Genomic DNA, 21,785 nt, shown 5'->3' on the forward strand with positions numbered 1-21,785 from the left:
GATCGCGAAGCTGGTGGGGGCGGTGTTGGTGCCGCTGTAACTGAACTGCGCACCGGTGGAGACCGCGGCGCCCGCGGCGATCTTCGCGTTGTACCCGGCGTCCTTCACGGTGACCGACTGGCCCGACTGGGACCAGGTGCCGTTCCATCCGTTGCCGAGCTTCTGGTTGCCGCTGTAGGCGTACGTCAGGGTCCAGCCGTCGATGGAGTCCGTGCCGCGGTTGGTGAGCGTCAGATCCGCGGTGAAGCCGGAGCCCCAGTCGTTCGTCTTGTAGTCGACACTGCACTGAAGTGCCGCCGCATGGGCGGGAGTTGTACCGGTGCCGAGCATGGTGAGCGGCAGAGCTAGGGCCGCCACCACGGCGGTCCACAACCGCCGTGCCGCTCTGTGTCTCCTTCTGGGCTGCATGTGCTGGTTCCTCCTTGCGGCTCGGAAAAGAGTGGGGGAGGGGAGGAGCAACAAGCCTTGAACCAGTGGGAGCGCTCCCATAGTGGGGACGGGGGTGGGGGTGGTCAAGGTGCTTGAAGAGTCGAAAAGATTCGACACGTTTTAGCTGAGGGAAAGTCAGGAAAGTCTGCGACTCCCCTGTCCTTTGCTGTCACTTGGCGCTAGCTTCATGGACACCAGTGGGAGCGATTCCATCAGTCGACGCGTCCGTCACGGCGCGCCCGAACTGCAAGGAGTCGCTCATGCGACACCCCCCGCGTTCAGTACTTTTAGCCGTTGCCGCCGCCGTTGCCCTGGTGGGCACCGCGGTCGCACCGGTCGTCACGGCACAGGGAGCCACCCCCGCCTGCTTGGTGGAGTACTCCGTCACCAGCCAGTGGGACAACGGCTTCCAGGGCGCCCTGAGGATCACCAACAACTCGGCGGCCGTGAGCAGTTGGAGTGTCAGCTTCGACTTCGGAGGCGGCCAGAAGGTCAGCCAGGGCTGGAACGCCAAGTGGTCCCAGTCCGGTACGACGGTGACCGCGGCCAACGAGAGCTACAACGGCTCGCTGGCCACCGGCGCGAGCGTCAGTGCCGGGTTCCTCGCCTCCTGGTCGGGGGCGAACGCCGTACCGACGTCGTTCAAGCTCAACGGGACGACGTGCAACGTCGATACGGAGCCGTCCCCGCCGCCGACCGAGCCGCCTGCCGGTGGTGCCGCACCCGCCCTGCACGTCTCCGGGAACAAGCTCGTGGACGCCGACGGCAAAGACCGCCGGCTGCTCGGCGTCAACCGTTCCGGCGGCGAGTTCATGTGCGTGCAGGGCCGGGGCCTGTGGGACGGCCCGGTCGACGACGCCGCGATCAAGGCGATCGCCGACTGGAAGGCGAACGCCGTCCGCATCCCGCTCAACGAGGAGTGCTGGCTGGGGCTTCCCGACGTCAAGCCCGAGTACGCGGGCGCCAACTACATCGCGGCCGTCAAGGACCTGGTGGCCGAGGTGGAGGCGCACGGCATGACGCCGATCCTCGATCTGCACTGGACCTACGGCCAGTACACCGGCAACTCGGCGGGCTGTTCCGACGTGCACGCCACCTGCCAGAAGCCGATGCCCGACCTGCAGTACACGCCCTCGTTCTGGTCGTCGGCGGCGAGCACCTTCAAGGCCGACCCGGCGGTCGTGTTCGACCTGTTCAACGAGCCGTATCCGGACCGGGCGACCTCCACCACCACCCAGGCGTGGCAGTGCTGGAAGGACGGAGGCACCTGCCCCGGCATCGGCTACCAGGTCGCCGGGATGCAGGACCTCGTCGACGCCGTGCGCGGCACCGGCGCCAGGAACGTCGTCATGGCCGGGGGTCTGGCGTACTCGAACGACCTCGGCCAGTGGCTGACGTACAAGCCCAACGACCCGACGGGCAATCTGGTCGCCGCCTACCACGTCTACAACTTCAACACCTGTGCGAACGAGAGCTGCTGGAACTCCACCCTCGCCCCGGTCGCGGCCCAGGTGCCGCTGGTGGCCGGGGAGATCGGCGAGAACACCTGCTCGCACTCCTTCACCGACCAGGTCATGAGGTGGTTCGACGACCGGGGCCTGTCCTATCTCGGCTGGACCTGGAACACCTGGGACTGCTCCTCCGGTCCCTCCCTGATCTCCAACTACGACGGAACCCCCACGTCGTACGGCACCGGGCTGCGTGATCACCTGCGCGCCCTCAACCCGTAAGTCCCGTATCCCGTAATTCCCGCATCGGAGAAGGAACCCGCACTCATGAGTCGTACCAGAACAGCGTTACTCGCCGCCCTGGCGCTGGTCGCCGGGACCGCCGGGACCGCGACGGCCGTCGTACCCGGCGGCGTCTCGGCGGCCTCCGTCCCCTGCACCGTCGACTACAAGGTGCAGAACGACTGGGGCTCCGGCTTCACCGCCGCCGTCACGGTCACCAACAACAGTGCCGCCAAGAGCAGTTGGGCGGTGAAGTGGTCGTACGCAGGCAATCAGAAGGTCACCAACTTCTGGAACACCAAGCTCACCCAGAGCGGGACGGCCGTCACCGCCGCCAACGAGACCTACAACGGCCAGCTCGCAACCGGCGGCTCGGTCAGCTTCGGCTTCCAGGGCTCCTACAGCGGCACCAACGCGGTGCCGACCTCGTTCACGCTCGACGGCGTGACCTGCAACGTCGCTGACGGCAGCGGCGGAGGCGGCGGGGGCGGCGGCACCAACCCGGGCGGCCGCGTCGACAACCCGTACGCCGGCGCCAAGGTGTACGTGAACCCCGAGTGGTCCGCGCATGCCGCCGCGGAGCCGGGCGGCAGCAGGGTCTCCAACCAGCCCACCGGCGTGTGGATCGACCGCATCGCCGCCATCAACGGAGTGAACGGAGGCATGGGCCTGCGCGACCACCTCGACGCAGCCCTGCAGCAGAAGGGCAGCGGCGAGGAAGTCGTCCAGCTCGTCATCTACGACCTTCCCGGACGCGACTGCTCGGCCCTCGCCTCCAACGGCGAGCTCGGTCCGACGGAGATCGACAAGTACAAGACCCAGTTCATCGACCCGATCGCCGCGATCCTCGCGGACAGCAAGTACAGCTCGCTGCGGATCGTCACCACCGTCGAGCTCGACTCGCTGCCCAACCTCGTCACCAACACCGGCAGCCGCGCCACCGCCACCCCCAACTGCGACACCATGCTCGCCAACGGCAACTACGTGAAGGGCGTCGGCTACGCGCTCGCCAAGCTCGGCGCCATCCCGAACGTCTACAACTACGTCGACGCCGGTCACCACGGCTGGCTCGGCTGGGACGACAACTTCGCGGCCTCCGCCAACGTGCTCAAGCAGGCGGCGACCAGCGAGGGCGCGACCGTCGACGACGTGCAGGGCTTCATCACCAACACGGCGAACTACAGCGCCCTCAAGGAGAACAACTTCACCATCAACGACACGGTGAACGGCACGTCCGTGCGCCAGTCCAAGTGGGTCGACTGGAACCGGTACGTGGACGAGCTGTCGTACGCGCAGGCCTTCCGCAACGAGCTGGTCTCCGTCGGCTTCAACTCCAACATCGGCATGCTGATCGACACCTCCAGGAACGGCTGGGGCGGCACCGCCCGGCCGGCCGGTCCCGGCCCGACGACCAGTGTGGACGCGTATGTCGACGGCGGGCGCTACGACCGCCGTATCCACGTCGGCAACTGGTGCAACCAGTCCGGGGCCGGCCTCGGTGAGCGTCCGCAGGCCAGTCCGGCGGCCGGGATCGACGCGTATGTATGGATGAAGCCTCCGGGTGAGTCCGACGGGTCCAGCTCCGCCATTCCGAACGACGAGGGCAAGGGGTTCGACCGCATGTGCGACCCGACGTATACGGGCAACGCCCGGAACAACAACAACATGTCGGGTGCGCTGCCCAACGCTCCGCTGTCGGGGCACTGGTTCTCGGCGGAGTTCCAGCAGCTGATGCAGAATGCGTACCCGCCGTTGTAGGAAGTGGGTTGCGCTGAGATGGGAACTGCAGGCCGTCTGTTGCCGGTCGCGCCCACGCGGCGGTAGCCGCACATCAAACACAGCCCCGCGCCCCTGAAGGCACAGGCCGCCCGGGGTCAGCCCCCGTTGGCCAGACCCCGGCGGATTGCCGACTCCACCGGCGAGTAGTCGCCGTCCGGCCGTTCCAGTTCATAGGGGACGGCCGGCATCAGTGGTGGCTGGGCCATGAAGCGGGGGCGGGTGCCGTGGTTCGGCTGGGCCGCGTGGACCAGGAAGGGGTGGCAGAGGTAGACGTCGCCCGGGCGGCCGGTGGCGTGTGCGACGGGGCGGTGTGCGGAGGCCTCGACGACCTGGGGGGCGATCTCCAGCATGGAGACGCCCTCCTCGCCGTACGGCTCCAGGACGGGAGGTATGTCGAGGTGGGAGCCGACCCGGATGCGGGTGGGCGCGTCCTGTTCGGTGACCTCGGAGAAGAGGAACAGCATCAGCAGGGCGCGATCGCGTGAGCGCAGGTTGGTGTGGTACCAGCGGGACTCGACCCCGTCGGGCAGATAGCTCCCCTCGATGTGCCAGCCCGCGTCGTCCGGCTCCTCCTCGTGCGGGAACCGCAGCGGGAAGCTGCCCAGGGAGTAGCGCGGCAGCCAGCGGCCCTCGCCCACCAGCAGATCGAACGCCTCATGCAGAACATGGGAGTTGACGGCTGCGGCGAACGGTCCCTGGGCCATGCCGCCCACCCAGACCACCGGGTCCTTCCAGGTTGCGGGGTCCTCGGAGTCGTACCCCGTCTCCTTCCACAGCAGCCGAGCGCAGTCCTCGGCGACCCGTGGCGGAAACGCCCCCTCGATCCTCACGAACCCGTCCGCGAGGAACCTCTCCACCAGTGCGTCGTCCATCGGGCCATCGTGGGTGACACGGTCGGCCGTACGCATCTGATTTTTGCCGCCGCTTTTTGCCATGACGGCAACAGCACTGGCCCTCACACGGTGCGTCGGCGCACTCTGGGCGGCACCCGGAGAGAGGCTGACCACCATGGCGCACGGACACCACCAGCACGGCACGCACGGCCACGGCACGCACGGCCACGGCCACCACGACCACACCGACATCGACTGGGCCGAGATGGCCCCGATGCTGGAGTCGCAGGCGGAGCTGTTCACGTCCCTGTACGAGCGGGCCATGACCTGGCTGACCGACAAGCAGACCGAACCCGGGCTGATCGTCGACGCGGGCAGCGGGCCCGGTGTCGTCGCCTGTCTGCTCGCCGAGGCATTCCCGGGGGCCCGGGTCGTTGCGGTCGACGGCTCGGCGCCGCTCCTGGAGCGGGCCCGTGCCCGGGCCGACCGGGTGGGGGTGGGCGATCGCTTCGGCACGCTCACCGGTGAACTGCCCGGCGTACTGGACGAGTTGGACTACCCCGCCGATCTGCTGTGGGCCAGCCGCAGCCTGCACCACATCGGCGACCAGCGGGCCGCCCTGGCCGCCTTCGCCGCGCGGCTCGCGCCCGGCGGCACACTCGCGCTCATGGAGGGCGGACTGCCCGCGCGGTTCCTGCCGCGCGACATCGGGATCGGCCGCCCCGGTCTGCAGGCCCGCCTCGACGTGCTGGAGGAGGAGTGGTTCGCCGAGATGCGGTCCAGCCTGCCCGGTGCGGTCGCCGAGACCGAGGACTGGCCGGCCCTGATGGCCGCCGCCGGCCTCAGGCCCACCGGCACCCGGACCTTCCTGCTGGACCTGCCGGCCCCGGCCAAGGACCGCGCCCGCGCCTATGTCGCCGCCTCCCTCTCCCGCCTCCGCGACAGCCTCGGCGACCACCTCGACGCCACCGACCGCGCCACCCTCGACCAGCTCCTCGACCCCGACGACAAGGCGAGCGTCCACCACCGCCCGGACGTGTTCGTCCTGGCGGCCCACACGGTGCACACGGCGGCCCATGTCATGTGAGGGTGCGGCCCAACTAGCCGTAGCGAACGGCCAGTTGGGCTGCCTGGAAGCTTGAGCGCCCCCGTTTTCTAGTTGTTCTGCAAGAACTTCTTCGCCAGCTGGTCCCCCAGCGAGACCGCCGCGCTGTGGCTCTCGATGGGGGACACCTGCGAGTTCTTGAAGAGGATGTAGGTCACGCCGGAGTCGGCGCCGCCGGTCTCGGGGTTGCTGTCTATGCCGAGGGCCTGGGCGGTGGCGTACGAGGCCTCACCGATGATCTTTGTGGGGCCGGTGTCGCCGACGACGGCGTACTCGACCTTGTTGTTGTAGATCACGGCGACCACGCCGCCGCCCTTGATGCCGGAGTTGGAGTAGTTCCAGATGCTGCTGGAGCTGGGCACGACCACGTACGGCAGTGAATCGGCCTTCAGCGGCTTGCCGTTGGACTGGTGGAACGCCGTGTCGTCCTGGTACCAGGGGTCGGTGTTCTCGTTGCACTTCGAGGTGCGCTGTCCGTCGCAGTCGATGTCCATGTCGGCCTTCCAGAAGACCGCGCCGTTCTTGCCGCAGACGGGGATCGTGGCCGAGGTCTCGTCGTCCGTCTTGTACTTGCCGTTGGAGATCTGCTGACACGAGGTCACCTTGGCGAGCAGGTCGGCCGCGCTGACCGAGCCCTCCCGGGTGGACGCCGGTGCTGCCGTGGAGGAGGCGTTCGCGGGGAGCACTCCGGCGGCGAGCAGAGCGGCCCCGGAGGCCGCGGCGAGGGTCAGTGTTCGTAGGCGCACTGTGGGGGACCCTTCTGTTAGGAAAGTTTCCTTACTTGGGTGCCGTACAAGGTGGCCCTCTTTACGTGTCCTCGTCAACCCCTTGGTTCGGACGGGTCCGGACTTTCGCCGCACGGCGTCGTACCCGACCCTGATTGCAGCGGTTTGCCCGGAGGAGAAGACTGGATGGACGCAATATCCAGATATGCGCCCGACTTCCGGGAGGCGAGGCGTCATGTTCGTTCGCACGGTGTATGCGACCGGGGATCCCACGAAGGTCGACACGGCCATCAGGGCCCTGAACTCGCAGGGGCGGGATCTGCTGGAGGAGCGTCCGGGCTATCGCGGGGCCGGCATCTTCGTGGACCGGGAGCTCGGCAAGCTGCTGACGGCGAGTTGGTGGCAGTCGGAGGAGGCCCGGCGCAACAGTGACCAGGTCATGCGGGAACGGCGCGGCGGGCTGCTGGAGCCGTTCGCGGCGACGACCGCGGTGGAGAACTACGAGGCGGTGGTCGTCCATCAGGTGCGGCAGCCGGAGGCGGGCGGCGGACTGCGGCTCACCAGGCTGGAGTTCGACCCGATGGACGCGGATCTGCTCACCGAGACCTTCCGCGCGTCCGTGGTCCCCCGGCTCGACAGCCTGGCCGGGCTGGCCAGGACGTCCCTGCTGGTCGACCGGGAGCGCGGACGCGGTCTGGTCGGCGCGCTGTTCACGGACCGTCAGGCCCTCAGTGCGTCCCGCGGGGCCCAGGCGTCGGCGCGGCACGAGGGCGCGGCCAAGGCGCATGTGACCGTGATCGGACTGGAGGAGTTCGAGGTCGTGTACACGGAGGTGCGCAGCAACTGACGTTGCCCGTACGGCAGTCTGCCGGAGCTCCGGCTCCGGGCACAGGTCGGCCCCCGCCGCACGGCGGGGGCCGACCTGTGTACCGCGGCAGCCGTCAGGCCATGTTGAACGTCGACGGGTCCGGCCCCAGGCGCCGGTCCTCGTTGAGCGCGCTGATCGCCGCGAGGTCCTCGGTGTCCAGGCTGAAGTCGAAGACCTCGATGTTCTCCTTGATCCGGGACGGGGTCACGGACTTGGGGATCACGATGTTGCCGAGCTGCAGGTGCCAGCGCAGCACGATCTGGGCCGGGGTGCGGCCGTGCTTCTGGGCGATGGCGACGATCGCCGGGACCTCCAGCAGGCCCTTGCCCTGGCCGAGCGGCGACCAGGCCTCGGTGGCGATGCCCTGCTCCGCGTGGTACTCGCGGGCGGCGTGCTGCTGCAGGTGCGGGTGCAGCTCGATCTGGTCGACCGCCGGGATGACCGACGTCTCGGCGATCAGCCGCCGAAGGTGCTCGGGCTCGAAGTTGGAGACACCGATCGCGCGGATACGGCCGTCGGCGTGCAGCTTCTCGAACGCCTTGTACGTGTCGACGTAGTTGTCCCGGGCGGGGGTCGGCCAGTGGATCAGGTACAGGTCGACGTAGTCCACGCCGAGCTTGTCGAGCGACGCGTCGAAGGCGCGCAGCGTGGAGTCGTAGCCGTGGTCGCTGTTCCAGAGCTTGGTGGTGAGGAAGATGTCCTCGCGGGGGACGCCGGAGGCTGCGATCGCCTTGCCGGTGCCCTCTTCGTTGCCGTAGATCGCCGCTGTGTCGATGCTGCGGTACCCGGCCTCCAGCGCGGTGGCGACGGCCCGCTCCGCCTCGTCGTCCGGCACCTGCCAGACGCCGAAGCCCAGCTGGGGCATCTCGACGCCGTTGTTGAGGATGATCGGGGGGACCTTGCTGCTCACGAGCTCTTGATCCTTACGGTTGTCGTCAGGTGGTACTCCCATCGTCAACGATCACAGGCGGTCATGCATTCCTGACGGCAGAATCCATAGGAACTGACTGATGAGTCAGTTGACGGATCCAGGGATTGTCCGGAAATGCATCCGACGTCTTCGGTCCGGACCATTGACGCGGGCTCTTCCTCCCGCAACTCTGGATCGCGCCACCGAACGAGTGCATGAACTCGGTGCACGCATGTGAACACCTCGCACCTGTCTGGGCCTCCCCGACCCCCCACCCCTCAGGAAAGCAGGTACGGCCACATGAACGAGACCCTTCGGTATGTCCTCCGTGCGGAACAGCTTCTCCCGGAAGAGCGGGATACATCGGATGAAAACGTCTGGCAAAGCCCTGGTTATGCCGTGGTGGAGACCGCTCTCGAAGTGACCGCCTACGCCCTCGCCGACCGCTGACCGGCCGTACGGCGACCGCACCGTGACCGCGACGACCGTCCGTGCCGACGGTGCCACCGCCCGGGGAACCGACGAGTTCACCGAGCGGCTGCGCGCCGTGGCCGCGGACCGCTACCACGACCGCCACCCCTTCAACCTGCGGATGCACCGCGGTGAACTGAGCCCGGCCGAGCTGCGCCGCTGGATCGCCAACCGTTTCCACTACCAGCGCCACATCCCCGTCAAGGACGCCCTGATCCTCGCCGGGCTGGACCGGCCCGAGCTGCGCAGGTCCTGGCTGCGCCGTATCCAGGACCACGACGGCACGGCCGAGGGGGAGGGCGGGATCGAACGCTGGCTGCGCCTGGGCGAGGCGGCCGGCCTGCATCGTGACGAACTGTGGGACGGCTCCCGCGTACTGCCCGGCGTCCGCCTCGCGGTCGACGGATACGTCAACTTCTGCCGCCTGCACCCGGTCCTGGACGCGATCGCCGCCTCGCTGACGGAACTCGCCGCACCCGACCTCATGCGCACCCGTATCGCCGCCTTCGAGCGGCACTATCCCTGGATCGACCCCGACGGCCTCGCCTACTTCCGCACCCGCATCGACCAGGGCGGCCGCGACGGAGCCGAGGCCCTCTCCCTGGTCCTCGATCTGGCCCGCACCCCCGAGCAGCAGCAACGCGCGCTGACCGCCCTGGAGTTCAAGTGCGAGGTGCTGTGGTCGCTGCTGGACGCGGTGGACGGAGGCGATCCATGACCTGGCGTCCGGCACTGTCCCGCGGTGTCGTGCTGCACCACGACCGGGTGCGGGAGGCCGATCTGCTGCTGCTCCCCGAGCGGGTGGTCGTCCTGCACGGCAGCGCGGGCCCCGTCCTGCGCCTCTGCGATGGCACGCGCACGGTGGACGCCATCGTCGCGGAACTCGGCGAACGGTACCCGACCGCGCCCGTCACCGCCGAAGTCCCCGGCTTCCTCGCCGCGTTGCGAAAGGAGGGCTGGCTCGTATGACCGTGGACGCCCCCTGGGCACTGCTCGCCGAACTCACCCACGGCTGTCCGCTGCGCTGCGGGTACTGCTCCAACCCCGTCGAACTGATCGGTCGGTCAAGGGAGCTGGACGCCGGGCGGTGGTTGGACGTGTTCCGCCAGGCCGCCGAGCTCGGCGTCGTGCAGACACACCTGTCCGGCGGCGAACCCCTGCTCCGGCGCGACCTGCCCCGTATCGTCGCGGCCGCCGCCACCGCGGGCCTCTACACCCAGCTGGTCACCAGTGGCGTGGGCCTGAGCGAGCGGCGCACGGCGCAGCTCGCCGAGGCCGGGCTGCGCAGCGTCCAGCTCTCGGTGCAGCACGCCGATCCGGGGGCCTCGGAGCGCATCGCGGGCGCCCGCTCGTTCGTGGCCAAGGAGCGGGCCGCCCGGCTGATCCGCGCCTGCGGACTCCCCTTCGGCCTCAACATCGTGCTCCACCGCGCCAATCTCGACGCCCTCGACGACCTGATCGCCCTCGGCCTCGCGTGGGGCGCCGACCGTATCGAACTCGCCCACGCGCAGTTCCACGGCTGGGCCCTGCGCAACCGCGCGGCCCTGCTGCCCACCCGAGAACAGGTCGAGCGAGCCCGCGCCTCGGTCTCCCGCTGGCGCCAACTCCTCGACGGAGCAGTGGAGTTGGTGTGGGTCGCCCCCGACTGGGTGGACGCCACCGCGAAACCCTGCATGGGCGGCTGGGGCGCGGTCTCGCTCACCGTCGCCCCGGACGGCACGGTCCTGCCCTGCCCGGCCGCGGCCGCCCTGCCGGACCTCGACCCGCCGAACGTGCGCGAGCACCCACTGGCGTGGATCTGGCGGGAGTCGAAGGCCTTCAACGCCTACCGCGGCCGGTCCTGGATGCCCAAGCCCTGCCGCGGCTGCGCCCTGCGCTCCACCGACCACGGCGGCTGCCGCTGCCAGGCCCACGCGCTCACCGGAGACGCGGGCCGTACCGACCCCGCCTGCCGGCACGCCCCCGACCACCACCTCGTACGCGATCTCGTCGAGGGGCCGCGCGGCGACCTCGCGTACGCCTACCGAGAGGGAGGAACATGAGCCCCAGACGTCTGCGGACGGCACTGACGACCCTCGCCCTCGTCACCGCCGGCCTCGTCACCCTGCCGGCGGCGACACCGGCTCCGCCCGCCGCCCCCGCACCCGCCCACCTCAGGGCCGCCGCCCCCGACTGGTCCGTGGCCGTCGTCGACTCCACCATGGCCCGCTACACCCCGAGCACCCTCGGCGGCTGGTCCTACCCGGTCGGCCTCTACCTCTACGGCCAGTACCTCACGTACCAGCGCACCCACGACGCCCGCTTTCTGGCCTACATCAAGGACTACGTCGACCGTTTCGTGAAGAGCGACGGCTCCATCGACCAGTCCTTCAACAGCCTGGACAGCATGCAGGCCGGCCGGCTGCTGGTGATCCTGCACCACGAGACCGGCCAGGACCGCTACCGCAAGGCGGCCAAGAAGATCGTCGACCGCCTGAGCAGCTACCCGCGCACCGCCGACGGCGGCTTCTGGCACGCGGACTCCGCCGCCCGCGCCCACCAGCTCTGGTCGGACGGCACCTACATGGTGAACCCGTTCCTCGTCGAGTACGGCAAGGAGTTCGGCGACAGCGCCTACACCGACGACGAGGCGGCCGGGCAGCTGTACGTGTACGGCAGCCATCTGCAGGTGGCCAACGGTCTGCTCAGGCACGCATACGACGAGTCGAAGAGCGCGAGCTGGGCCGACCCGCAGACCGGGCTCGCCCCCGAGCACTGGTGCCGCGCGGTCGGCTGGTACTCCATGGCGATCGTCAATGTGCTGGACGCGCTCCCCGCGAACCATCCGCGACGGACCCAACTACTCGACATCTTCCGGAAGTTGGCGGCAGGCCTGGAGAAGTACCAGGACCCGGCGACCGGACGCTGGTTCCAGGTCATCGACAAGGGCGGCCGGAGCGGCAACTGGACCGAGACGTCCTGTTCCAGCATGTTCACCTACGCCCTGTCGCGCGGGGCTCAGCAGCACTACCTCGACCCGCACTACGCCGACGTCGCCCACCGGGGCTACCAGGGTGTGCTCGCCGAGCTCTCGACCGGCCCTGACGGCCGTACCGACCTCGCCGACATCTCCGTCGGCACGAACGTCGGCGACTACGCGTACTACGTCGCCCGCACCCGGGCCACCAACGACTTCCACGGCCTGGGCGCCTTCCTGATCATGAACGAGCAGCTGCGAGGTGATTAGTGTCATGAGCACATCCAGAAGGGTGCTGCTGGGCGCCGCTCTCGGTGGCGCGGCCACGGCGGCGGTCGGCCTGCCGGCCACCGCCGCCCACGCCGCCTCCTGGCAGCAGAAGTGGGCGCCGTCCGCGAGCGGTGACGGCCTCGGTGCCTTCGAGACGGTCGAGGACGACCGCGCCGACTCGCACCCCGCCGGTCATCCGCACATCTTCGCCACCGGCAACAACTGGCGCTTCAACATGCACACCGTCGACCGCGACACCTCGACGGACCGCCAGCGCCAGGAGGTCACCGGTCTGCGCAACGGCAGCGGCGGCAACTACCTCAAGTGGACCGAGGGCCAGACCTGGCGGGTCACGTACTCGATGTTCATCCCGGGCTCGCTGAAGGCCACGACCACCTTCACGCACATCATGCAGATGAAGCAGCCGGGCAACGGCACCTCGCCGATCGTCGTGCAGTCCCTGCGCCGGGTGAACGGCAAGCAGGCCATCGAGCTGAAGCTGGCCGTCGACGACATCCTCGTCGGCCGCACCGACCTGGACCCACTGCACGACAAGTGGACCGACGTCGACTTCCAGATCAAGGTCGGCAACGGCTCGGCGGGCTCGGTCCGCTGGATCCTCAAGTCCGGCGGCTCCACCGTCGTCGACGCGTCGAAGACCGGCGTCGACACCTTCCTGGCCGACCGGGTGCGCCCGAAGTGGGGCATCTACCGCTCCCTCGGCGACACCTCCGGGTCCCTGCAGGACACCTACCTGCTGCTCACCAATCTCCGCGGCTACCAACTCGTCTGAGGAACCGTCATATGAGACCCCCCACCGCACAGCGGACGGGGGCGGCGGCGATCGTGTTCTTCGTCGTCGCCGTCGTCCTCGGACTCGCCCACCCCGCCGCCCTCGCGGCCCCGCACCCCACCCCGCACACCGCCGCCGTCTACGACGTCCGTGACTACGGAGCCAGGGCCGACGGCTCCGCCAACGACACCCCTGCCATCAACAAGGCCATCACGGCGGCGAGTTCTGCCTCCGGTGGTGGCACCGTCCGCTTCCCCGCCGGCGTCTACAAGTCCCAGAACACCATCCACATGAAGAGCCATGTGACGCTCCAGCTCGACAAGGGCGCCACGATCCAGGGCTCCGGTGCCGACACCTACGACAAGGCCGAGGCCAACCCGTACGACGCCTACCAGGACTACGGGCACAGCCACTTCCACGACGCGATGATCTACGGCGACGGGCTGACCGACATCGGCTTCGTAGGGCAGGGTGTCATCGACGGCATGGGCGATCTGATCACCGGCAACCCGAAGTCCGGCGAGGCCGACAAGATCATCTCGCTGACACGGTGTGACGGACTCCGTATCGGCGACGGGCTCACCCTCCGCCGTGGCGGCCACTTCGCGGCCCTCGTCAACGGCTGCAAGAACGTGACGTCGGACCATCTCACCATCGACACCGCGAGCGACCGCGACGGCTGGAACGTCATCTCGACGACCGACGTCACGATCACCAACGCGACCATCCACGCCAACGACGACGCCCTGGTCTTCAAGAGCGACTACGCCCTCGGCGCCAAGCTGCCCAACGGCCATGTGCGGGTGAGCGATTCGACGCTCGGTGCGCGGTGCTGCAACGCCCTCATGTTCGGCTCCGAGACCTGCGGGGACTTCTCGGACTACCAGTTCGAGAAGATCCGCATCGACGGCGCGGACAAGTCCGGCCTCGGCATGGTGTCGATGGACGGCGCGAAGATCTCCGACGTCCACTACCGCGACATCACCATGACGAACGTCCACTCGCCGATCATGCAGAAGATCGGCACCCGGAAGCGCTGCGGCAACCATCCCGGCGTCGGATCGATCAGCGACATCACCTACGACAACATCACGGCCACCGGCAACAGCCCGTCCTTCAGCCCGACCCTGTGGGGCGAGACCGGCCACCGGATCAACGGCGTCACCTTCCACGACGTCCACATCACCGTGCCCGGCGGACACGCCCCCATGTCCACCTCGGTGCCCAGCAACGACCCGGGCGACTACAACCCGAAGGCCATCGGCACCCGCCCGGCCTACGGCTGGTATCTCCACAACGCCGACCACGTGCAGTTCGCCGACAGCTCGGTCGAGTTCGCGGCGGACGACGGCCGCCCCGCGGTCATCGCCAACGCGGCGAGCGACATCCGCTTCACCGGCTTCACCGCCGGGCGCGGCTCCGCCTCGCCGTACGACCTGGGCTTCCAGGACGTCGACGGGTACTGCCTGAGCGGCGTGACACTGCGGGTGTCGAGCAGTGGATCCACCGAGAACTGCACGAACGCCGTACGGCCCCGCGACCTCGAGAACCCCCGCCAGGACTTCCTCCGCAACTCCGTCGGCGGCCTCTTCCTGCACTGGGGCCTGCGCACCGCACCGGCCCACACCAGCTGCACCGCCTGGGAGAACGACGTCACGAGCGGCGGCTGGACACCGCAGTACTGGGTGAACGAGGCGCAGAAACTGCACACCCAGTACCTCGTCCTCGCCACCTTCCACAGCCGCCTCGGCTATGCCCGCCCCTGGCCGTCGAAGATCCCCGGATCCTGCTCCACCAAGCGGGACTTCCTCGGCGAGCTGATCACGGCCGCCAAGGCCAAGGGCATGAAGGTCATCCTCTACATGACCAACGACCCCCAGTGGCACGACGAGGGCGGCCACGAGTGGCTCGACTCGGCCGCGTACTCCGCCTACAAGGGCAAGAACGTCGACCTGACCACCAACGACGGCTTCGGGCAGTTCAGCTACGACAACTTCTTCGAGGTCATGGACCGTTACCCCGAGCTCGGTGGCTTCTGGATCGACAACGACAACTCCTACTGGGAGAGCCACAACCTCTACCAGCAGATCTACGACAAGCGCCCGAACTACACGCTCAGCAACAACAACGAAGACACACCGATCATGGACATGATCAGCAATGAGCAGAAGACGGGGATGACACCCGCCTACGACTATCCGCAGGCGATCTACACCGCCCAACCCCGCCTGACCGAGGCCGACTTCAAGCTGCCCTCGACCGGTGCCTGGTGGTACGACGGCACCGACCCGGTGGTGGACAAGAAGCTCACCCTGGGCCGGCTGATCACCAACGCAGGCTCCTCGGTGAAGGCCCTGATGGCCGAGACCGCCCAGGTCAACGGCAGGTTCCCGGCCAACCAGGCCGCCTTCAACACCTTCGCCGACTCCTACCTCGACCCCATCTGGGAGTCCCTGCACGACACCGAGGGCGGCGGCTACATGTACGGCGGACTGGGGCCCGGCTTCTGGAACGACGGCGCGCACGGCGTCACCACGATCAGCAAGAGCGACCCGAACCTGCAGTACGTCCATGTCCTGACGCCGCCCAGCACCAGCACCCTGCGCATCCGCGACAACGGCTACCGCATCGCCTCCGTCACCAACCTCCGTACCGGAAAAGCGGTTTCGTGGTCGCAGTCGGGCGGCGTGCTGACGCTGAGCGGCCTCGGCGACTGGGACCCGTACGACACCGTCTTCAAGGTCGCCGCCGCCGGCCGTCAGGGCATCCTCACCGGCGTCAAGGTGACCGCGAGCGCCTCCGCGAGCGGACACGCGGGATCGGCCGCGGGCGACGGCAACTACCTCACCTACTGGGACAACGACAAAACCCTGCCGGTCAGCCTCACCTTCGACCTCGGCTCGGCCAGGAAGGTGCAGTACATCGGGCTCAACCAGCGCGAGGACTCCGTCGCCTACGCCCGCTCGGACACCGAGCAGTCGGCGCGGATCAAGGACTACAAGGTGTACCTGAGCAACGACGGCACGACCTGGGGGAGCGCGGTCAAGACCGGCCGGCTCCCAAGCCACCGCGGAGTCCAGGACATCGATCTCACCGCGGCCGACGCCCGCTACGTCCGCCTGGAGGTGGACACCACCTGGGCCGCCTCCACCGACACCACCCGCTACCGGCGGCTGCGGATCGACGAGGCGTGGATCGGCACCTCGTACGCCGCACCGGCGGCGGCCCTCCCACGACTGAGCCGGGGCAGCGCGCTCGCCGGCACCGACTACCAGGCCGAGGACGCGGCCATCTCGCAGGGCACGGTGGCCACCAACCACACCGGATACACGGGCACCGGCTTCGTCGACTACACCAACGTCAAGGGCTCCTGGGTGGAGTTCACGGTGAGCGCGGCCTCCGCGGGAACCGCCGCACTCACCTTGCGCTACGCCAACGGGACCGCCACCGACCGTCCGATGGACCTGTCCGTGGACGGCACGGTGGTCGCCTCCGCCGTGTCCTTCCCGGCCACCGCCGACTGGAACACCTGGGCCACCAAGACCGTCGACATCCCGCTGACCGCGGGCACCCACAAGATCCGCGCCACCGCGACCACGGCCAACGGCGGCCCCAACCTCGACCGCATCACCCTCGGCACGGCACCCGACACCGAGGCCCCGACCCGCCCCGGCCAACCCGCCTGCTCGGCCATCGGCGAGGACAACCTCACCCTGGCCTGGGGCGCCTCCACCGACAACGTGGGCGTCACCGCGTACGACATCTACGAACACGGCAACAAGATCAGTGAGGCACCGGGCAGTTCGACCAGCAAGGCCCTCACCGGACTCACCCCCGACACCACCTACAACCTCACCGTCATCGCCCGCGACGCGGCAGGCAACACCTCCGCCGCCAGCCCGGTGGTCGACTGCACCACCAAACCCAGCTCCGACACCACCCCGCCGACCAAACCGGGCACTCTGTCCGCCTCCGACGTCAGCGCGAACAGCGCCCAACTGACCTGGGGCGCCTCGACCGACGACAAGGCGGTCGTCGCATACGACGTGCGCAGCGACACCACGGTCTACAAGACGGTCACGAGCGGTACGTCGACCACGCTCACCGGGCTCGCCTGCAACAGCCCGTACACGCTGAACGTCGTGGCCCGCGACGCGGCGGGCAACACCTCCGAGCCGAGCAACACCGTCACCTTCACGACCAAGGCGTGCGCGACCGACGGTGGCGTCCCCAGCTCCATCTCCACGCTGTCGACGGGCTGGACCATCCCCTGGGGCACCTACTGGATGCCCGACGGGCAGAGCGCACTGGTCACCGAGCGGGACGACTTCCGGGTCTGGAAGGTCACCAAGGACGGCACGAGGACCCAGGTGGGAACGGTCCCGAACGCCGTCACCACCAACGGCGAGGGCGGGCTGCTCGGCGTCGCCGTCGACCCGAAGTGGGCGACCAACCACTACGTGTACTTCATGCACACCGCCGACGAAGGCAACCGCGTGGTCCGCATGACCTACGACGGTACCCAGCTCAGCGACTACAGGATCCTGCTCCAGGGCATCAAGAAGAACCGCTACCACAACGGCGGCCGCCTCGTCTTCGGCCCGGACGGCTACCTCTACGTCTCCACCGGCGAGGCCCAGACACCCGACCTGGCACAGGACAAGAACTCCCTCAACGGCAAGATCCTGCGCATGACGACGGACGGGAAGCCGGCCCCCGGCAACCCCTTCGGCAACTACGTCTACAGCCTCGGCCACCGCAACCCGCAGGGTCTCGCCTTCGACCGCAACGGCCGCCTGTGGGAGGCGGAGTTCGGCAACAGCTCCAAGGACGAACTCAACCTCATCAAGCCGGGCGCCAACTACGGCTGGCCGATCTGCGAGGGCACCTGCAGCACCGCCGGGATGAGCAACCCCAAGGCCACCTGGAACGTCTCGGAGGCCTCGCCCAGCGGTATCGCCATCGTCCGCAACGTCGTCTACATGGCGTCCCTGCGCGGCGAGCGGCTGTGGCGGATCCCGATCAACGGGGACGAAGAGAGCGTCGGCACACCGACCGCGTACTACGTGGGCACGTACGGCCGTCTGCGGACCGTGACCAAGGTGCCGGGCGCCGACCAGCTGTGGCTGTCGACCACCAACTGCGACAACAACGGAAACCAGCCGGACGGATCGGACAAACTCTTCCGCATCGACATCAGTTGACGAAGGGTCAGGGCCTGCTCAGGCCCGGTAGAGCGCCTCGACCTCGTTGGCGTAGGCGTTCTCGATGGCCTTGCGCTTCAGCTTCAGGGACGGGGTCAGCAGACCGTGTTCCTCGGTGAACGGCTGGGCCAGTATCCGGAAGGTGCGGATCGACTCGGCCTGCGAGACGAGGGTGTTGGCGGCGACGACCGAGCGCCGCACCTCCGTCTCCAGGTCGGCGTCCCGCACCAGCTCGGCCGGCGACATCTGCGGCTTGCCGCGCATGGTCAGCCAGTGCTCGACGGCCTCCTGGTCGAGGGTGACCAGGGCGGCGATGTACGGGCGGTCGTTGCCGACGACGATGCACTGGTTGACCAGCGGGTGGTCGCGCACCCGCTCCTCCAGCAGACCGGGGGAGACGCTCTTGCCGCCGGAGGTCACGAGGATCTCCTTCTTGCGGCCGGTGATGGTGAGGTAGCCGTCCTCGTCGAGGGAACCCAGGTCACCGGTGGCGAGCCAGCCGTCGTGCAGGGTCTCGTCGGTGGCCTTCTGGTTGTTGAGGTAGCCCTGGAAGATGTTCGGGCCGTGCAGCCAGATCTCGCCGTCGTCCGCGATGTGCACGGTGGTGCCCGGGATGGGCTGGCCGACGGTGCCGTAGCGGGTGCGTCCGGGCGGGTTGGCGGTCGCGGCCGCCGTCGACTCCGTGAGGCCGTAACCCTCGTAGATCTGCACGCCCGCCCCCGCGAAGAACAGGCCGAGCCGCCGGTCCATCGCGGAGCCGCCCGTGATGGCGTTGCGGATGCGGCCGCCCATCGCGGCCCGCACCTTGGAGTAGACGAGCTTGTCGAACAGCTGGTGCTGCACGCGCAGACCGGCCGACGGGCCGGGACCGAGGCCCCAGGCCTTCGCCTCGACGGCGTCCGCGTACTTCACGGCGATGTCGATGGCCTTCTCGAACGGCCCGGCCTTGCCCTCCTTCTCGGCCTTGCGGCGGGAGGCGTTGAAGACCTTCTCGAAGATGTACGGCACCCCGAGGATGAACGTCGGCTTGAACGCCTGCAGATCCGGCAGCAGCGCGGCCGCGTTCAGCTGCGGCTGATGGCCGAAACGCACCCCTCCGCGGATCGCCGCGACCTCCACCATCCGCCCGAAGACGTGCGCGAGCGGCAGGAACAGCAGCGTCGCCGCCTCGTCGCCCTTCTTGGAGTGGAACACCGGATCCCAGCGCTGGGCGACCGTGTCCGCCTCCCACATGAAGCTGCCGTGGGTGATCACACAGCCCTTGGGCCGGCCCGTGGTGCCGGAGGTGTAGATGATCGTCGCGGTCGATTCGGGGGTGACCGCCTGCCGGTGCCGGTGCACCACGTCGTCGTCGATGTACGCGCCCGCGTCGTACAGCTCCTGTACGGCCCCGATGTCGAGCTGCCACAACTGGTGCAGCTGCGGCAGCCGGTCGATGACGCTGGCGATCGTCATCGCGTGGTCCTCGTGCTCCACGATCGCCGCCGAACACTCGGCGTCGTAGAGCATCCAGAAACACTGCTCGGCCGAGGACGTGGGATAGATCGGCACCACCTGGGCGCCGATCGTCCACAGCGCGAAGTCGAACAGCGTCCACTCGTAGCGGGTACGGGACATGATCGCGACGCGGTCGCCGAAGCGGATGCCGCGGGCCAGCAGCCCCTTGGCCAGGGCCAGCACCTCGTCCCGGAACTCCGCCGCCGTCACATCACGCCACTGCCCCTGGTCGTCCTTGCGGCCCAGGCTGATGTGCAGCGGGTCTTCCTGGGCACGCTCGAAGACGACGTCGGCCAGACCGCCCACCGGCGGTGACAACGTCAACGGAGGGTTGGTGAACTCGCGCAAACCCGCTCCCCGCTCCTCAGTGCCCGATTTAGTGCTACCCCGCACAGGGCGTGAAAGCTACCCCAGACGGCGACAGGGCGGGAGGGGGGCCGAATCCGAGCAGTGCTCGGGTACACGCTGGTCACGGCCGGAAAATGCGCTCACATCCGGAAGGGTCGGACAGAAAACTGACGGTTGAGTAAGTTTCGGTCCCGTAATCTCCACCGAATCTGTACGACCTGGTAACCGCCCCCGGCGCCCGTCAACGGGCCTGCCCGAGGGGGGCCGTCCCCTCCTCTGTCAGCGTCGGAGCGGAGGTTTCCGTTACTTCCGTCCGAGCGGGGCGCGCCGTCCTGACCAGGACGATCACCAGTGCTCCGGCGACCGTCGCGGTCAGCCCCGCCGCCACCGCCGCCGTGTTCAGCCCCGACGCGAACGCCGACCGCAGCGCATGCTCGGAGAAACCCCCGCGCAGGGCCCCGGCGGCGCCGCCGGCCAGCGCATGGGCCGCGTCGTGCGGCAGCGTGCTTTGCATGCGCGACGTGAGAACGGTGCCGTAGACGGCGATGCCGAGCGCGAGGCCGAGCTGCCGGAACGTGTTGATCGCGCCGCCCGCCATACCGGACCGCTCCGGCGGTACGGCGGCCAGCGCCGCGCCCGCGATCCCGGGCGCCGCCAGCCCCGTACCGACACCGACCAGCACCATGCCCGGCGCCAGCGCGGACGCCGTCGACCCCGCGTCCAGCACCGTCATGCAGAACTGCCCCGAGCCGATCAGCAGCAGACCGCCGCCGACCGTGATCCGCGCCGGCACCCCGTGCAGCAGCCGTCCGCCGGCCGCCGCCACCACGAACGCCGACAGCGACATCCACAGGAACACCACGCCGCCGCGCACCGGGCTCAATCCGAGCAGCGACTGCATCCATATCGAGTCGTACGCCATGAGACCGAACGCCCCCGCGTTGAAGGCCAGCGCGCCCAGCATCACCACGGAGAACGCGGGCTTGAGGAACAGCCGTGGGTCCAGCAACGGGTCGGCGCCGCGCCGCTCCACGGCCACGAAACAGACCAGAGCCACCACCGCCGCAGCGAACGTCACGAGGGTGCCCGTCTCGCCCCAGCCGTGCTCCCCGGCCCGCACCGCCCCGTACGTCAGCCCGCCCGCGAAGGCCACGAAGGTCACCGTGCCCGCCCAGTCGACCCGCCGCTCACGCGAGCCGTGCGACTCCGGTACGGCCTTCAGCGTCAGCCACACCGCGGCCACGCTCACCGGCAGATTGACGTAGAAGATCCACCGCCAGCCCGGCCCGTCCGTCAGCACCCCGCCGAGCACCGGCCCCACCGCGGCCGCCGCGCCGCTGACCGCGCCCCACACGCCGAGCGCCACCGAACGCCGCCTGCCCTGGTAGACGGAGCCCAGCAGCGGCAGCGTGGTCGCGAGCATCGCCGCCCCGCCGAGACCCTGCAGTGCGCGCGAGGCGATCAGCATCCCCGGCCCGCCCGCAAGACCGCACAGCAGCGAGGCCGTCGCGAACACCACCACGCCCACCACGTGCACCCGCCGCCGGCCCAGGATGTCGGCCGCGGCGCCCGTCCCGAGCAGCAGCGCGGCCAGTGCCAGCGCATACCCGTCCATCACCCACTGCAGATCGCTCAGCGACGCATGCAGCGACCCCGCCATGTCCGGCAGCGCGACCACCGCGATGGTCACATCCAGCAACAACATGAACGTGCTCAGGCACACGGCCGTGAGCGGCCCCCATGTACGCATGTCCTCAACTCCTGTGGTTCGTGTACGTCGGATGCGTATATCTCCGTACGATGGAGGATGAGCGGCAGATCGCAACGGAAGTCAGGCGTCTGTCGACGGAATCCGACGGGAGTTGCC

The 21,785-nt window shown here is 68.9% G+C and carries 17 protein-coding genes; 11 read left to right on the forward strand and 6 right to left on the reverse strand.

Annotated elements, in window-relative coordinates:
• Positions 1-408 (reverse strand): cellulose binding domain-containing protein (locus ABD355_RS11595; RefSeq protein ID WP_344400116.1); only part of this gene is annotated, 408 nt, incomplete at its 3' end.
• Between the two features lie 281 nt (positions 409-689).
• On the opposite strand from ABD355_RS11595, the gene ABD355_RS11600 reads away from it, so the two are divergent.
• Together ABD355_RS11600 and ABD355_RS11605 are read left to right on the forward strand one after the other, a co-directional pair.
• A complete protein-coding gene (locus tag ABD355_RS11600; protein ID WP_344400117.1) occupies positions 690-2,159 on the forward strand; it encodes a cellulase family glycosylhydrolase in 1,470 nt (489 codons plus the stop codon).
• A gap of 45 nt (positions 2,160-2,204) precedes the next feature.
• Positions 2,205-3,917 (forward strand): glycoside hydrolase family 6 protein, encoded by a 1,713-nt coding sequence (locus ABD355_RS11605; protein ID WP_344400118.1) that lies wholly within the window; start codon positions 2,205-2,207, stop codon positions 3,915-3,917.
• A gap of 116 nt (positions 3,918-4,033) precedes the next feature.
• On the opposite strand, the gene ABD355_RS11610 is transcribed toward ABD355_RS11605, so the two are convergent.
• Positions 4,034-4,810, reverse strand: a complete 777-nt coding sequence (locus tag ABD355_RS11610) for a phytanoyl-CoA dioxygenase family protein (protein ID WP_344400119.1) — start codon at positions 4,808-4,810, stop codon at positions 4,034-4,036.
• A 136-nt stretch (positions 4,811-4,946) separates the two neighbouring features.
• Between ABD355_RS11610 and ABD355_RS11615 the strand changes: the two genes are divergently transcribed.
• Positions 4,947-5,858, forward strand: a complete 912-nt coding sequence (locus ABD355_RS11615; RefSeq protein WP_344400120.1) for a class I SAM-dependent methyltransferase — start codon at positions 4,947-4,949, stop codon at positions 5,856-5,858.
• 68 nt (positions 5,859-5,926) lie between these two features.
• On the opposite strand, the gene ABD355_RS11620 is transcribed toward ABD355_RS11615, so the two are convergent.
• The gene (locus tag ABD355_RS11620) at positions 5,927-6,622 is read right to left on the reverse strand and encodes a glycoside hydrolase family 75 protein (protein ID WP_344400121.1); all 696 of its coding nucleotides are present in this window, start codon (positions 6,620-6,622) and stop codon (positions 5,927-5,929) included.
• A gap of 214 nt (positions 6,623-6,836) precedes the next feature.
• Here ABD355_RS11620 and ABD355_RS11625 point away from each other — a divergent pair, with 214 nt between their 5' ends.
• Positions 6,837-7,448, forward strand: coding sequence for a hypothetical protein (locus ABD355_RS11625; protein WP_344400122.1), 612 nt, complete (start codon positions 6,837-6,839; stop codon positions 7,446-7,448).
• A gap of 94 nt (positions 7,449-7,542) precedes the next feature.
• Here the strand turns inward: ABD355_RS11625 and ABD355_RS11630 are convergent, their stop codons facing one another.
• On the reverse strand, positions 7,543-8,379 hold the full coding sequence (locus ABD355_RS11630) for an aldo/keto reductase (RefSeq protein ID WP_344400123.1): 837 nt from the start codon (positions 8,377-8,379) through the stop codon (positions 7,543-7,545).
• A gap of 300 nt (positions 8,380-8,679) precedes the next feature.
• On the opposite strand from ABD355_RS11630, the gene ABD355_RS11635 reads away from it, so the two are divergent.
• From ABD355_RS11635 to ABD355_RS11665, 7 genes are read left to right on the forward strand one after another with little or no spacing between them, the layout of a single operon-like run.
• Positions 8,680-8,829, forward strand: coding sequence for a pyrroloquinoline quinone precursor peptide PqqA (locus ABD355_RS11635; protein WP_344400124.1), 150 nt, complete (start codon positions 8,680-8,682; stop codon positions 8,827-8,829).
• Positions 8,830-8,851: 22 nt separating this feature from the next.
• Entirely contained in the window at positions 8,852-9,568 is a 717-nt protein-coding gene (pqqC, locus tag ABD355_RS11640) for a pyrroloquinoline-quinone synthase PqqC (protein ID WP_344400125.1), read from the forward strand.
• Positions 9,565-9,819 (forward strand): pyrroloquinoline quinone biosynthesis peptide chaperone PqqD, encoded by a 255-nt coding sequence (pqqD, locus tag ABD355_RS11645; RefSeq protein ID WP_344400126.1) that lies wholly within the window; start codon positions 9,565-9,567, stop codon positions 9,817-9,819. The genes pqqC and pqqD overlap by 4 nt, the downstream gene beginning before the upstream one ends.
• Entirely contained in the window at positions 9,816-10,892 is a 1,077-nt protein-coding gene (pqqE, locus tag ABD355_RS11650; protein WP_344400128.1) for a pyrroloquinoline quinone biosynthesis protein PqqE, read from the forward strand. The genes pqqD and pqqE overlap by 4 nt, the downstream gene beginning before the upstream one ends.
• Positions 10,889-12,076, forward strand: a complete 1,188-nt coding sequence (locus tag ABD355_RS11655) for a glycoside hydrolase family 88/105 protein (protein WP_344400129.1) — start codon at positions 10,889-10,891, stop codon at positions 12,074-12,076. Before pqqE ends, ABD355_RS11655 begins: the two co-directional genes overlap by 4 nt.
• Before the next feature lie 4 nt (positions 12,077-12,080).
• Complete coding sequence (locus tag ABD355_RS11660) at positions 12,081-12,869, forward strand: polysaccharide lyase family protein (RefSeq protein WP_344400130.1); 789 nt, start codon at positions 12,081-12,083, stop codon at positions 12,867-12,869.
• An 11-nt stretch (positions 12,870-12,880) separates the two neighbouring features.
• A complete protein-coding gene (locus ABD355_RS11665) occupies positions 12,881-18,073 on the forward strand; it encodes a PQQ-dependent sugar dehydrogenase (RefSeq protein WP_344400131.1) in 5,193 nt (1,730 codons plus the stop codon).
• Between the two features lie 18 nt (positions 18,074-18,091).
• Here ABD355_RS11665 and ABD355_RS11670 read toward each other — a convergent pair whose 3' ends face one another.
• Both ABD355_RS11670 and ABD355_RS11675 read right to left on the reverse strand, forming a co-directional pair.
• Complete coding sequence (locus ABD355_RS11670) at positions 18,092-19,918, reverse strand: AMP-dependent synthetase/ligase (RefSeq protein WP_344400132.1); 1,827 nt, start codon at positions 19,916-19,918, stop codon at positions 18,092-18,094.
• A 241-nt stretch (positions 19,919-20,159) separates the two neighbouring features.
• On the reverse strand, positions 20,160-21,668 hold the full coding sequence (locus ABD355_RS11675; RefSeq protein WP_344400133.1) for an MFS transporter: 1,509 nt from the start codon (positions 21,666-21,668) through the stop codon (positions 20,160-20,162).
• Positions 21,669-21,785 lie beyond the last annotated feature (117 nt).

Source organism: Streptomyces longisporus (assembly GCF_039532765.1).
Classification (GTDB): domain Bacteria; phylum Actinomycetota; class Actinomycetes; order Streptomycetales; family Streptomycetaceae; genus Streptomyces; species Streptomyces longisporus.